The 14,084-nt window shown below is 61.9% G+C and carries 10 protein-coding genes; 7 read left to right on the top strand and 3 right to left on the bottom strand.

What is annotated here, in order from left to right; all coding sequences use genetic code 11:
- The first annotated feature begins 13 nt into the window (after positions 1-13).
- The gene (locus JN12_RS14450) at positions 14-1,225 is read left to right on the top strand and encodes a tRNA-dihydrouridine synthase (protein WP_145023973.1); all 1,212 of its coding nucleotides are present in this window, start codon (positions 14-16) and stop codon (positions 1,223-1,225) included.
- Positions 1,226-1,248: 23 nt separating this feature from the next.
- Here the strand turns inward: JN12_RS14450 and greB are convergent, their stop codons facing one another.
- Together greB and JN12_RS14440 are read right to left on the bottom strand one after the other, a co-directional pair.
- On the bottom strand, positions 1,249-1,719 hold the full coding sequence (gene greB, locus JN12_RS14445) for a transcription elongation factor GreB (protein WP_145023971.1): 471 nt from the start codon (positions 1,717-1,719) through the stop codon (positions 1,249-1,251).
- Between the two features lie 22 nt (positions 1,720-1,741).
- Positions 1,742-2,296, bottom strand: a complete 555-nt coding sequence (locus JN12_RS14440; RefSeq protein WP_145023969.1) for a YaeQ family protein — start codon at positions 2,294-2,296, stop codon at positions 1,742-1,744.
- A gap of 343 nt (positions 2,297-2,639) precedes the next feature.
- Between JN12_RS14440 and JN12_RS14435 the strand changes: the two genes are divergently transcribed.
- The 4 genes from JN12_RS14435 to adeC all read left to right on the top strand — a co-directional run bounded on the left by JN12_RS14435 (position 2,640) and on the right by adeC (position 9,306).
- Positions 2,640-3,221: a TetR/AcrR family transcriptional regulator gene (locus JN12_RS14435; protein ID WP_145023967.1), complete on the top strand. Its 582-nt coding sequence runs from the start codon at positions 2,640-2,642 to the stop codon at positions 3,219-3,221.
- Between the two features lie 279 nt (positions 3,222-3,500).
- Entirely contained in the window at positions 3,501-4,697 is a 1,197-nt protein-coding gene (locus JN12_RS14430) for an efflux RND transporter periplasmic adaptor subunit (protein WP_145023965.1), read from the top strand.
- A gap of 12 nt (positions 4,698-4,709) precedes the next feature.
- On the top strand, positions 4,710-7,880 hold the full coding sequence (locus JN12_RS14425; RefSeq protein WP_145023963.1) for an efflux RND transporter permease subunit: 3,171 nt from the start codon (positions 4,710-4,712) through the stop codon (positions 7,878-7,880).
- Position 7,881: 1 nt separating this feature from the next.
- Positions 7,882-9,306 (top strand): AdeC/AdeK/OprM family multidrug efflux complex outer membrane factor, encoded by a 1,425-nt coding sequence (gene adeC, locus JN12_RS14420; RefSeq protein WP_145023961.1) that lies wholly within the window; start codon positions 7,882-7,884, stop codon positions 9,304-9,306.
- A 30-nt stretch (positions 9,307-9,336) separates the two neighbouring features.
- On the opposite strand, the gene JN12_RS14415 is transcribed toward adeC, so the two are convergent.
- On the bottom strand, positions 9,337-10,464 hold the full coding sequence (locus tag JN12_RS14415; protein WP_145023959.1) for a metallophosphoesterase: 1,128 nt from the start codon (positions 10,462-10,464) through the stop codon (positions 9,337-9,339).
- 125 nt (positions 10,465-10,589) lie between these two features.
- Here JN12_RS14415 and cydD point away from each other — a divergent pair, with 125 nt between their 5' ends.
- Positions 10,590-12,308, top strand: a complete 1,719-nt coding sequence (gene cydD, locus JN12_RS14410) for a thiol reductant ABC exporter subunit CydD (RefSeq protein WP_145023956.1) — start codon at positions 10,590-10,592, stop codon at positions 12,306-12,308.
- Complete coding sequence (gene cydC / locus JN12_RS14405) at positions 12,305-13,954, top strand: thiol reductant ABC exporter subunit CydC (RefSeq protein ID WP_145023954.1); 1,650 nt, start codon at positions 12,305-12,307, stop codon at positions 13,952-13,954. The genes cydD and cydC overlap by 4 nt, the downstream gene beginning before the upstream one ends.
- Positions 13,955-14,084 lie beyond the last annotated feature (130 nt).

Genomic DNA, 14,084 nt, shown 5'->3' with positions numbered 1-14,084 from the left:
GATTGGTAACGATATGACGAATAAGGTGACAACGGAATGCGAAGGTTTTAGTAGTCTGCCGCTGCCGGCAATTGACGTCAATCGCTGCAAGGGGTGCGGTCGTTGCGTGGCTGCCTGCGGTGAGCGGCTCGTGTCGCTGGCAACGTCGGGGACGCGAAAGCATGCGGTCCTGGCCTCCTCGGGAGCGTGCGTCAGTTGCGGGAACTGTATCCGGGAGTGCCTGTTCGGTGCCATCGGCAGGCAAGGCGAGGCTGCTCCCCAAGAACCGCCGCGGTCGCTCCCTTGGCCGCAGGGAGAGATGCCCCTCATGCTGGCGCCGATGCAGGGGCTTACCAACCGGGCCATCCGGTCCCTGTTCGTTCAATGGGTGCGGCCGGACACCGTGTTCACCGAATTCATGCGGGTCAGTTCGGTGAGTGCCAAGCGGCTTACCCCGAGTGACCGGCGCGAGATCACCGATACGGAAGAAGGTGTACCCCTGGTGGTGCAACTGGTTGGCCACGGTGCGCAAGCCCTTGTGGATGCGGCGCTGGCTGCCCGGGCTGCAGGTGCCCGGCATATCAACCTTAACATGGGGTGTCCGTACGGCCGCATGACCACCGGCCTGACCGGCGGCGGCATGCTGCGGCGACCCGAGGAGCTCTATGAGGTCATCCCGGCCCTGCGCCGGGCGATCAACGGGACCTTTTCCATAAAACTCCGCGCCGGGTACGACGATCCAAACCAGGTGCTGACCCTGCTTCCCCTGTTCGAGTCGGCAGGAGTCGATTTCCTGGTGCTCCATCCCCGCACCGTGGTGCAGGAGTATGGCGGCCAGGCGGACCACGCCGTGACTACTGCCGTGGTGAAGCGTACCAGTCTGCCGGTTATTGCCAATGGAGACATCCGTACTGCCCCTGACGGTCTGCGGGTACTGCGGGAGACCGGCGCAGCCGGCCTGATGTTGGGGCGGGGGGCTATTGCCGATCCGCTCCTGTTCGAGCGGCTGCGGGGCAGGGCCGCAGCAACACCGGAACGGCAGGAGCGGGCTACACTGCTCTGTCGCTACCTGCGGGAGGTACTGGGACGGTATCAGGAGATTTTCTGCGGTGAGACCCAGGTGCTGGGCAAGGTGAAGGCGATTTTGGCCACCATGGAGGACGACGATCTCGGCAAGATTCTGAAGCAGCTTCGGAAGGCACAGAATGTGCGGGCGTTTGTTGCTGTGCTCGATGGAATCGGCTGATCTTCGCTACGCCTCACAGAACACTAGCTCCGGCTCGGGCTGATGGCGGTGATCACCACCGTCATCGCTCCTGACGGCCGCCGGATGACCACTTCGTCGTCTACTCTCTTTTTGAGCAGCGCCTGTCCCACCGGCGAATCGATACTGATCCGTCCCGCATTCACATCGAACTCGTCGGGGCCGACCAACTGATAGCAGCGCTCCTCACCCTCTTCGTTCTCGTACGTCACCCAGCAGCCGAACGAAACCGCCTCCGGCCTAGCCGGGGGCGTCGCCACCTTGAGCAGTTTGAGCCGTGAGCCCAGGTGCTTTAGCTTCCGATCGATCTCCCGCAGCCGTTTCTTGCCATAGATGTACTCCGCGTTCTCCGAACGGTCACCCTCGGCAGCGGCGTCAGCAACCCCCTGTACCACCTTGGGGCGCTCCACATACCAGAGCTGGTCGAATTCGGCCTGCAGTCTTTTCATGCCTTCAAAGGTAATCAGGTTCGTCATAGCATTCCCATTAATAACAACATCATGATACGAACGGGGCAGGACCGGAGAGATGAGACAGGGTGGTCTCCAGGGTCTCGCCGTCACGTTCGAGATAGAGAGAGCCTTCGGTAACGGTGAGCGACCAGGTGATCGATCGTTCCAGCCGGGAGACCAACTGGCCCGGGAAGCCCTGATCAAGGCCGAGCACGGTCAGGTTTGGGACTGTTGCCAGTTTTGACAGATGCTGTTTTTCCCAGGTATACCGGGCGGTCCCGCTGGCCAGCAGTACCGCCCGTGCAGCATGGCGGCTTGCCTTGACCAGACGCTCGGGATCGGGTAGTCCGACCTCCACCCAGAGGAGTACCCGTCCGTCCGGGCCCTTGACCCACAGGTCGGGTTCGTCGCCGGCACAGATTCCCTTGGTGAACGTCAGATCAGGTCCGTAGAACAGGGCAAAGGCCAGCAAACGGGTTACCAGCCGTTCCGCTGTTTCCGAGGGATGGCGGGCAACTGTTACCTGCAACGGTTCGTAAAGGTTTCTGTCGATGTGGGAAAGCTGGATGTTGGCGCGGTAAATGGTCGATGGCAGGGCCAATGGAGCGTGTTTCCTTTGCGGTTGAATGCGCTCATCATAACCGCCATGTCGTGGGATTTCCAGACACAAATGCGGCGGTGCGATAATTGCCGCAAACCAAAAAAAATGCCCCTGACCTCCAAGAGGTAAAGGGCTATGGATAAGCTTGATGATATGTTTAGCAAGGTTTTGGTATTGAGTCAAGCCTAATTTATAATTATTTATTAATAACTATAGATACACATCAAGCCGAACAGGCTTTTACACAAAAACCAATCAGTCAACGCTGACATAAACCGCTTGACACAGGTTCCCTTTACTGGGTATGTTAGGAATGAATGTTCATTCTTGGTGGTGAGGTAATATGAAAAGTGCTCAGTGTGACAAGCGGCTGGCGATACTGCAGGCCGCTCTTGAGTTGATTGCCGAGCAGGGATTCCATGGCGCTCCCATGGCGATGGTCGCCGACCGGGCCGGGGTGGGCGCCGGGACGATATACCGCTACTTCGAGAACAAGGATCTGCTTATCGCAGAGCTCTACAGTGCCCTTGAACAGAAGCTGAAGGTGGTGCTGATGGAAGGTTATCTGCCGGAAAAGCCGATCCGGGAGCGATTCATCCACCTCGGCCGTGCGTTGCTGCGTTACTGCATCGAAAACCCGCTCCACTTCCGCTACATTGAACAGTTCCACAATTCCCCCTACGGTGTGGCTTTTCGTCGGGATAAGATACTGGGCAAGCAGGGGGAGTGCGATGTGTTCCGCGAACTGTTCGATGATGGGGTCGCCCAGCAGGTGATGAAGGACCTGCCGCTGGTGATTCTTTTTGCCCTGGCGTTCGGCCCGCTCCTGACGGTGGTGCGTGACCACATCTTCAATTTCATCGTCCTGGATGAACCTTTGATCGCCCGGACCGTAGAAGCCTGCTGGGACGGTATCCGGCGTTAGGGGCCACTATCTGTTCGCATCGGATCTATGCTTATTGGAATGAATGATCATTCATTGTGCGGTGGGCGGCACTGGTATTGAATCCGTGAATCAAATCAACTACTGGGATTGACCATGATGACCATTTTTGTCCTTTCAATGACGGTGGTTTGGGCGCTGATCGTCATCATTGCGTTCGTAAAGAAGGGCGACTAGCCGGCCGGAAACGGCGCCAAGAAACCACAATCAACAGCGGCCCAGCCGACCGGCTGGCAATTATTGCACACGATAGAGGTATTTATGCGAACCATGTACAGAGTGAAACTGATCACCGTAGCAGGACTGCTGGCAACCGGCATGATGATGACCGGCTGTGGCAGGAAAACCGCTCCCAAGCCGCAATCCGGCCCGCCCGAGGTGGGGGTGATGACGGTGCAGCCGCAGCGGGTGGCCCTGACCACAGAACTGTCCGGCCGCACGTCACCCTACCTGATTGCTGAGGTTCGGCCCCAGGTCAGCGGGATTATCCAGAAGCGGATTTTTACCGAGGGTAGCGATGTCAAGGCCGGTCAGGTGCTGTACCAGATCGACCCGGCAACCTATCAGGCGGCCTACGCCAGCACCAAGGCCGCCGAGGCCAGGGCTGAGGCCAACCTGATCCCGGCCCGACTGAAGGAGGAGCGATTTCGCGACCTGGTGAAAATCAAGGCGGTGAGCCAGCAGGACTATGATGATGCTCATGCAGCGCTCAAGCAGTCCGAGGCCGATGTTGCCTTAACCAAAGCCGCGGTGGAGACTGCCCGGATCAACCTGGCCTACACCAGGGTAACTGCCCCCATCTCCGGCCGGATCGGCCGCTCGACCGTAACCAACGGCGCCCTGGTAACCGCCAACCAGCCAGCTGCGTTGGCCACAGTCCAACAGCTCGGCTCCATGTATGTGGATGTCACCCAATCCAGCGCCGAACTGTTGAAACTGAAACAGAACCTGGCCAGCGGCCTGCTGAAGAACAGCGGTGCCAGTCAGGCGCGGGTAAAGCTGATGCTTGAGGATGGCAGCGCCTATCCGTTGCCGGGCACCCTGAAGTTTTCGGAAGTCACCGTGGACCAGAGCACCGGTTCCATCACCCTGCGGGCGATCTTCCCGAACCCTAAACAGACCCTGCTGCCGGGCATGTTTGTCCGCGCCATCCTGGAGGAAGGTGTCAGCGAGAAGGCACTCCTCATTCCGCAGCGGGGGGTCACCCGTAATCCTGCCGGCAATGCCATGGTCATGGTGGTCGGGGCCGGGGAGAAGGTGGAGCCGCGGCCTATCAAGGTCGTCCGGACCGTCGGCGACAGCTGGCTGGTCAGCGACGGCCTCAAGGCGGGTGATCGGGTCATCCTGGAAGGGATACAGAAGGCGCGCCCCGAAACCCCGGTCAAGGCCGTGCCGTTCGAGAGCAAACCTGCCGCAGCTCCCACCGGAGCGACCCAGTCAGTCGCAGCCAAGAAATAAAGGAGATCCTCCATGCCTCGTTTTTTCATAAATCGCCCGATCTTTGCCTGGGTGATCGCTATCATGGTCATGCTGGGGGGGGTCCTGGCGATCAAGACGCTGCCGGTCTCCCAGTACCCGCCCATTGCGCCGCCTCAGATCACCATCAACGCCATGTATCCCGGCGCTTCAGCCCAGACCGTGCAGGATACGGTCACCCAGGTGATCGAACAGAAGCTGAACGGGATTGACAATCTGATCTACATGGCCTCCACCAGCGACTCGGCCGGTGCCGTGGCCATCAACCTGACCTTCAAGGCCGGCACCGACCCGAACATCGCCCAGGTGCAGGTTCAGAACAAACTGCAGCTGGCCACGCCGCTCCTTCCCCAGATCGTCCAGCGCCAGGGGATTCAGGTGGTCAAGTCCACCAAGAACTTCCTGATGATCGTTGGCATTGTTTCGGAAGACGGTTCCATGGATCGTCCGGCCCTGACCGACTACCTGGTAGCCAATGTCCAGGACATCATCAGCCGGACGGAAGGTGTCGGCGAGGTGACGGTCTTCGGTTCGCAGAACGCCATGCGGATCTGGCTGAACCCGACCAAGTTGAACAACTTCCACCTGACCACCACCGACGTGATAACCGCCCTGCAGGCCCAGAACGCCCAGGTTTCCGCCGGCCAGTTCGGGGGAAACCCGGCGCCGGCCGGTCAGCAGCTGAATGCCACCATCACGGCTCGCACCCTGCTCCAGTCGCCTGAGGAATTCGATGCCATCGTCCTGCGCACCAATCCTGACGGCTCGACCGTCAAGCTTAAGGATGTGGCCGAGTGCAAGATCGGCACGGAAAACTACGACATTGAGGCCCGCTACAAGGGTAAACCGATGGGGGGCATGGCGTTGCGCCTGGCAGCCGGTGCCAACGCCCTGGATACCGCAGATCGGGTCAAGGCCAAGATGGAGGAGTTGTCCGGATACTTCCCCGCCGGAGTCAAGCTGGTCTATCCCTACGATACCACTCCGTTCGTAAAAGTCTCCATCGAAGAGGTAGTCCAGACCCTGATTGAAGCGGTATTCCTTGTTTTTGTCATCATGTTCCTCTTCCTGCAGAATATCCGCGCTACCCTGATCCCGACCATCGCGGTGCCGGTGGTGCTTCTGGGCACCATGGGCGCGCTGTCGGTAGCCGGTTTTTCCATCAACACCCTCACCATGTTCGCCCTGGTCATTGTCATCGGACTTTTGGTGGACGACGCCATCGTCGTGGTTGAGAACGTGGAGAGGATCATGTCCGAGGAGGGGCTCTCGCCCCATGACGCCACCATCAAATCCATGGGACAGATCACCAGCGCTCTCTGGGGTATCGCCACCGTCCTGACGGCGGTCTTTCTGCCCATGGCCTTTTTTGGCGGATCCACCGGCGTCATCTACCGCCAGTTCTCCATCACCATCATCTCCGCCATGATCCTCTCGGTGCTGGTGGCCATGATCCTTACCCCTGCCCTGTGCGCCACCCTGCTCAAGCCGGTGGAAAAGGGGCATGAAGCGTGTGAGACCGGTTGGTTCTGCCCGTTCTTCCGCCGGTTCAATAAATTATTTGATTTCTGCAGGACAAAGTATGAAGGAATCGTCGGCCGCTCCTTTGGCAAGCCGGTGCGCTACCTGGTGGTATACGGCGCCATTGTCGCGGCCATGGTCGTCTTTTTCCTGCGTCTCCCCACCGCCTTCCTCCCCGATGAGGATCAGGGCTTCATCATCTGTCAAATCCAGCTCCCTGCCGGGGCAACCCAGGAGCGGACCTTGAAGGTGGTTGAGCAGCTTGAGCGGCATTTTCTGGAGAAGGAAACCAAAACAGTTGAAGCCATAATCACCGTGGCCGGTTTCAGCTTTGCCGGTCGTGGTCAGAATATGGGGCTCGCCTTTGTCCGGCTCAAGGACTGGAAACTGCGCCAGACTCCTGATCTGAAGGCAGCGGCAGTTGCCAAACGGGCCATGGGGGCTTTCTCGAAATTCCGGGACGGTCTGGCCTTTGCCTTTTCGCCACCGGCGGTGGTGGAGTTGGGGCAGGCCAACGGCTTTGACTTCCAGCTGCAGGATCGTGGCGGACTGGGGCATGACAAGCTGATGGAGGCACGCAACCAGATGCTGGGGATGGCCATGAAGAACCCGAAGCTGATTGCGGTGCGTCCCAACGGCCAGGATGACTCTCCCCAGTTCAAGCTGGACATCGACGATGTGCGGGCAGGTGCCCTGGGGGTCTCCCTGGCCGATGTCAACAGCGTGCTGTCTACTGCCTGGGGGAGCTCCTATGTCAACGACTTCATCCAGGACGGTCGGGTCAAGAAGGTTTATCTCCAGGCCGACGCCAAGTACCGGATGCTGCCGGAGGATATCGGCAGATGGTACGTCCGCAACAACCAGGGGGAGATGGTACCGTTTTCCGCTTTTGCCTCAGCCCGCTGGCAGTATGGCTCACCCCGTCTGGAGCGCTATAACGGCATTCCGTCCGTGGAGATCATGGGGCAGGCTGCTCCAGGGATAAGCACCGGCGAGGCGATGGCCGAAATGGAAAAGATGGCTGCCCAACTGCCGCCCGGGGTCGGTTACGAGTGGACCGGCCTCTCCTACGAGGAAAAGCAGGCAGGGAAGCAGGCGCCGGCCCTCTATGCCATCTCTCTCCTGGTGGTGTTTCTCAGCGTGGCGGCACTGTATGAAAGCTGGACCATCCCGTTCGTCAACCTGCTCATGCTGCCGCTTGGCCTGGTGGGGGCGGTTACGGCAGTTTCGTTGAGGGTGCTGCCCAACGACGTCTATCTGCAGATCGGTCTACTCACCACCGTGGGACTTTCCACCAAGAACGCCATCCTGATCATCCAGTTCATCAAGGAACAGATGCATCAGGGTCATGAGCTGGTCGAGGCCACCCTGTCGGCGGTGAAGATCAGGCTCCGGCCGGTCATCATGACCTCTTTGGCCTTCTTCTTCGGCACCCTGCCGCTGGCGCTTACCAAAGGCGCCGGGGCGGCAGCCCAGAACGCCATCGGCACCGCCGTTACGGGCGGGCTGCTTTCCGCCACCTTCATCGACCTGATCTTTATTCCGTTTTTCTTTGTCATGGTCTCCCGGATATTCGCCAGAAAACGACAGCCCGAGCTCCAGCCTGCAGAATCCGCTGCTGCCAACGCCACGGAGGTGAATTGAGATGAAGAGGAAGTTTTTGGCCTTCTGCCTCCCTTTAGGGGCATTTCTTTGCGTGGCCGGCTGCACTACCATGGCCCCGAAATACTCGCAGCCGGCCGCTCCGGTGCCGGCCGCCTGGCCGGAAGGACCGGCCTACAAGGGTGACACCACCCAAAAAGCTCAAAAGCCGGTGGCCGACATCCCCTGGCAGGAGTTTTTCGTCGACCCGCAGATGCGGAAGGTGATCGCCCTGGCACTGGAGAACAACCGTGACCTGCGGGTTGCCACCCTCAATATCGAGCGGTCCCGCGCCCAGTACCAGATCCGGCGTTCCGATCTCTTGCCGAAGGTTGACGCCACCGCCGCCGGCAGCATTCAAAGGGTGCCGGCAGACCTCTCCAGCTCTGGCAATGCCAAGACTGTCGAGCAATACAATGTCGGCCTCGGCGTCAGCTCCTACGAACTGGATCTGTTCGGCCGCGTGCGGAGCCTCAAAGACCAGGCGCTGGAACAGTACCTGGCCACTGAACATGCGCGGCGCAGTGTGCAGATCAGCCTGGTTTCCCAGGTCGCTGTCACTTATCTTGCTTTGTCCGCCGACCGCGAACGGTTGAAGCTTGCCAAAGAGACTCTGACGAGTCAGCAGGAGTCCTATAAGCTTACCAGGAGCCGTTACGAGGCCGGTGTCTCTTCCGCGCTGGCCGTAAATCAGGCCCAGACCACTGTCGATGCGGCCCGGGTGGACATCGCCCGGTACACCACCCTGGTGGCCCAGGATGAGAACGCCCTGCACCTGGTGGTTGGTTCGCAGGTTTCGTCTGAACTTCTCCCCAAGGCCCTTTCCGAGACGCTTACCGCCTTGAAGGACGTGGCCTCCGGCCTGCCGTCCGATGTCCTTCTTCGCCGCCCCGACATCCTCCAGGCCGAGAACCTGCTCAAGGGATTCAACGCCAACATCGGCGCGGCCCGTGCAGCCTTTTTCCCCCGGATCACCCTCGTTTCCAGCGTCGGCTTCGGTAGCGACGAGCTGTCCGGGCTCTTCAAAGGCGATTCATTTACCTGGAGCTTTGCCCCACGCATCACCCTGCCGATCTTCGACGGTGGCAGCAACCGGGCCAATCTGACGGTGGCGGAGGTTGACCGGGACATCGCCGTGGCCCAGTACGAGAAGGCCATTCAGACTGCCTTCCGGGAAGTGGCCGATGCCCTGGCCCAGCAAGGGACCATTGATGAGCAGGTGGCGGCCCAGCAGTCCCTCACCGATGCCACCGCCGAGAGCTACAAACTTTCCCGGGCGCGCTACGACAAGGGGGTCGACAGCTACCTGAACGTACTGGACTCCCAGCGCTCCCTCTACGGCTCCCAGCAGAACCTGATCAGCGCGCGCCTTTCCCGGTTCGCAAATCTGGTGACCCTGTACAAGGTGCTCGGCGGCGGGAGTAAGTAAGGGATGTGAAATGGAATCAGTCGCGATGGTTCAGTGTCTGGCCGGCACCAGGTCGATGATGGTCACTTCCGGTGGTGCGAGGAAGCGGATGGGCGGTCCCCAGGTGCCGGTGCCACGGCTGACGTAGAGGTTGGAGCCCGCGGAAAGCCTGGTCAGGCCGGCATGGACCGGAAAGGTCAGGTAGGTCAGGAGAGTGAAGGGGAATATCTGCCCTTTGTGGACGTGGCCGGAGAGTTGGAGGTCGTAGAGCCCCACGGAAGTGGGGTCAACCACCGGGCGATGTTTGAGTAACAGGGTGAACCGGTGGCGGGGGAGGGGGCCGAGCAGTGTGGCCTCCTTTTCCTGTTTTGCGGGGCCAAAACGGCTTGCTGCCGGGTCATCCACACCGGCGATGGTGATCATGCCGGCGACATCCCTGGTTCTGCCGGGCAGGAGCGTGAAGCCGGCCCGTTCGGTAAAGGCGTTTGCCTGTGCGATCCCCGCGTAGTATTCATGGTTGCCGGTAATGGCAAACGCCCCGTAGCGGGGGTGCAGTTCCCGGAAGAGTTCGGCAATGCCGTTGAAGTGGCTGACATGACCATCCACCAGGTCGCCGGTGGAGACGAGGATGTCCGGGTTTGCCTCCCGGATGACGGCAATGATCTGCCTTATCCGCTCCTCACGGACGATCAGCCCCACATGGACGTCGGAGATCTGGACGATCCTCAGACGTTCGATGCCGGGCGGGAGCTTGGCAGTCACTAGGGTGACCCGTTCCTGCCGGATGTCCAGGGCCTCGAACCAGCCGTAGATGCCGATACCCAATGCCAGGCAGCAGGGAAGCAGGAAGCCGGTGGTGCCGGCCAGGGGGAGGGGACTATCCCGTCTGAGCAGGGCGCCGGCGAGCCATGTCAGCAGACGGCCGAGGTCCAGCAGTGCAGCGCTGACCACGAAAAGAAAGAGAAACCCCATCCAGCAGTAGCCGACATAGGCCATTACCCGGGCCACTGTTTCGTGGCCGGCCCGTTCCAGAACGCGGACCAGGATCGGTGCCGACACCATGACGATCAGAAAGAGGGCCAGGGCCGGGGTGCCGATGCCGGCCGCCCGGGCTTTCAGAAAGAAATAGCCGTGGGCGGAGCCGTAGATGGTGAGAAAGGTAATGACGAAAAGGGTCATGGCAGATCCGTCCGGGTGGTTTCCCTGAGACTTTACCACAGATTTTGCCGTAATTCCTGATTGCCGTTTCGGCCGGACGGAAGTATACCTTGCAGGGGTAATCGAACGCTTGCACCACGGGTCGTATGGGATCGAACGAAACAAACAACAATAAACGGCCCGAGACGTGGCTTCTCGGTGAGGCCAAAGGGGTTCGGGGACGGCTGGCCGGTGCGGTCTGTCTCGCCTTTTGCGCCGGGTTGCTGATCATCCTCCAGGCCCGTTTCCTGGCGCTTGCCTGCCACCGGGTCGTGATAGGCAGGGCAGCGGTTGCGGACGTCCTGCCGCTGGCCGGCGGCGTGGCGCTGCTGGCTATTCTGCGGGGTCTGTTGACGTATCTCGCCGAACGGCAAAGTGCTGCTGCCGCAGCCCGCCTCAAGGAACGGGTGCGGAGCGCTCTCTATCGCCATATCCTGGCCTTGAGCCCGGCCGGCCGGGCCGGCGAGGAGACCGGTCCGCTGGTGGAGGTGGTGACCTCCGGGGTGGAGGGGCTGGAGCCCTATGTGGCCCGTTTCCTTCCCCATCTGGCCCTGGCCGCCTTCCTGCCGGTACTTGCGCTCGCCTTTGTTCTGCCGGCGGAATGGCGTGGCAGCCTGGTGCTGCTCTTCTCGGCCCCGTTCATACCGCTCTTCATGGTGCTCATCGGCCGCGGCTCGGAGAGCCTGAACCGTCGCCAGTGGGGGCGGTTGTCGCGGATGGCGGGCCATCTGCTGGACCTGGTGCAGGGGTTGCCGGACCTGAAGATCTTCGGGGCGGTCAGACGCGAGGCCGCCATGGTGGCGCGTGTTTCCGAGGAGTACCGCCAGGCGACCATGGCCGTGCTGCGGCTTGCCTTTCTTTCCGCCTTTACCCTGGAATTCTTCGCCACCGTCGGCACGGCCGTAGTGGCCGTGTTGGTGGGGTTCCGACTGCTTAGCGGTCATCTCTCCCTGGCGGATGGCCTCTTTGTTCTGCTCCTGGCCCCGGAGTTCTACCTTCCGCTGCGGACGCTGGGACTATCCTACCATTCCCGGATGCAGGGGGTGGCCGCTGCCGAGCGGATCGCGCCGCTCCTGGACCTGCCGGCTGCCGAAGGCTACGGCGGCACTCTGCAGGTGCCGACCGGCCCGTTGACGGTCCGTTTCGAAGGGGTATCGTTCAGGTATGCCGGCGACCGGGGCGGGGTGACCGGTGTCGATCTGGAGCTGCCGTCCGGGAGCCTGACCGCGCTGGCCGGGGAGAGCGGCAGCGGCAAGAGTACGCTGGTGAGGCTGCTGGCCGGTCTGATCAGACCCTCCTCAGGAACGATCAGGGTCAACGGGATCGACCTGGCCCAGCTCGATCCGGCCGGCTGGCACGGGCGGCTGGCGTTCGTGCCGCAGCGGCCGTTCTTTTTCAAGGGGACGATCCGGGACAACCTGCTCCTGGGATGCCCGCAGACGGATGGGGAGGCGATCCGCAGGGCGCTGGATGCGGCCCACGCCTCCCCTTTCATTGACCGACTGCCGAGCGGTCTGGGCACGGTGCTGGGCGACCGGGGGGCCGGGCTGTCCGGCGGGGAGTTGCGGCGGCTGGCGCTGGCCCGGGTCTTTTTGCGCGATGCTGCGCTGGTGGTCCTCGATGAGCCGACCGCCGGCCTCGATGCCGAGAGCGAACGGCTGGTGGGAGAGGCACTGGAGCGTCTGGCAACGGGGCGGACGATGCTCCTGATCAGCCACCGGGAAGGGTTGCTCAGGCGGGCGGAACGGGTTGCCGTCCTTGCTGCCGGAACCGTGGAGCGGGTTGTCTCACCAACCCGTTTTCTTGACGGCGAGGAGGCGCCATGACTGTTTTCCTGCGCATCCTGGCCGTTGCCAGGCGTCAATGGCTCTGGATGGCCGCCGGTATCGGGCTCGGGATCGGGGTCATTGCCGCCAACGCACTCCTGATGGCTGTTTCGGGCTGGTTCATCGCTTCGATGGCCGTTGCCGGTGCCACCGGCGCTTCCTTCAATTACTTCTTTCCGTCGGCAGCCATCCGCGGCCTGGCGATCTGCCGGAGCGTCGGCCGGTACGGGGAGCGGCTGGTGACCCACGAGGCGGCCTTCCGGATGCTGGCCGACGTTCGGGTCTGGCTCTTCCATCGTCTGGAGCCGCTTGCTCCTGCAGGGCTGGAGCGGTATGCCGGCGGAGATGTGGCCGGCCGGCTCAGGGCTGATGTGGATTCTCTTGAAAGCCTCTATCTGCGGATCATCGCGCCGCTGATCACCGGTGGAGTCTCGATCCTCCTGGCCGTGCTGTTCGTGGCCCGGTGGAGCGCTCTGGCGGCCGCGGCACTGTTCATTTTTCTCCTGACAGCCGGGGTCTTGCTGCCGCTTCTGGCCAGACGGCTGGCTGCCGGGCCGGGGCGTCGCTCGACCGTGCTGGCGGGTGAACTCAGGGTTGCCGTAACCGAGGGAATGCAGGGGGTGGAGGAGTTGATCCTTCTTGGTGCCCTGGAGCGTCAGGCCGCGCAGGTCGACCGGTTGTCTGAACAGCTCGTCGTTGAGCAGGAGCGGCTGGCCGGAATCGGCGGTCTGACCCTGGCGGGAAGCATCGCCTGCAGCGGCCTGGGGGTGGCAGCGGTGTTGGTAGTCGGCTCACTTGCCGTAGCAGACGGGCTCCTGAACGGACCGGTACTGGTCATGCTGCTCCTCTTTACGGCCGCCGCCTTCGAGGCCGCGGGACCGCTTCCGCCGGCCCTGCAGCTGATACCGTCCGCCAGGGAGGTGATCCGCCGGATCCTGGAGTTGGCGGATGCTCCGCCGCCGGTGCCGGAGCCCCGAGCGCCTGCCGCGCTCCCGGCAGCGACCAATATCCATTTTCTCGATGTCTCCTCGGCCTATGATCCGGCACTGCCGGTGCTTCAGGGCTTCACGCTTCAGATCCCGGCAGGGGGGCGGGTGGCGCTTCTCGGCCCGAGCGGTGCCGGCAAGAGCACGGTTGCCGAGGTTCTGCTCCGCTTCCGCGACTATGGGGGGAGTGTCACCGTGGGAGGGGTCGAGCTGCGCGACCTGGCAGCAGACGACCTGTACCGGCTGATCGCGGCCGTGCCGCAGCGGCCGCACCTCTTCAACGCCACCATCAGGGAGAATATCCTGGTGGGGAACTATGAGGCCGGCGAGGACGACCTTGCCCGCGTGCTGGAGGATGCGGGGCTGTCGGCGTGGGTTGCGACGCTGCCGCAGGGACTGGAGACGCCGGTGGGGGAGGGTGGGAGCGCGGTGTCCGGAGGTGAGGCGCGGCGGATCGCTCTGGCCAGGGCCTTGCTGAAAGGGGCGCCGATCCTGCTCCTGGACGAGCCGACCGAAGGGCTGGATACGGCGACGGAGCGGCAGGTGGTAACGCGGCTGGCAGAGCGGACAAAAGGGATGACCGTGCTGCTCATCACCCATCGACCGGCCTGTCTGGCCCTTGTCGACCGGGTGATCCGTTTGCCGGGCAACAAGGGATAAGCCGTTTTCATAACCCCTCCCGGCCTTCCCTTACCTTAAGGGGAGGAGAGAAAAATCCGTTCCCCCTCTTATAGGTAAGAGGGGGGCAGGGAGAGTTATGTCATGGTGCTGAACGTTACCTGTTTTCAAA

Origin of the sequence: Geobacter argillaceus, assembly GCF_007830735.1 — a bacterium.
GTDB lineage: Bacteria > Desulfobacterota > Desulfuromonadia > Geobacterales > DSM-12255 > Geomobilibacter > Geomobilibacter argillaceus.
The sequence above is the reverse complement of the archived record's forward strand: the minus strand, read 5'-3'. Positions and strand labels throughout refer to the sequence as shown.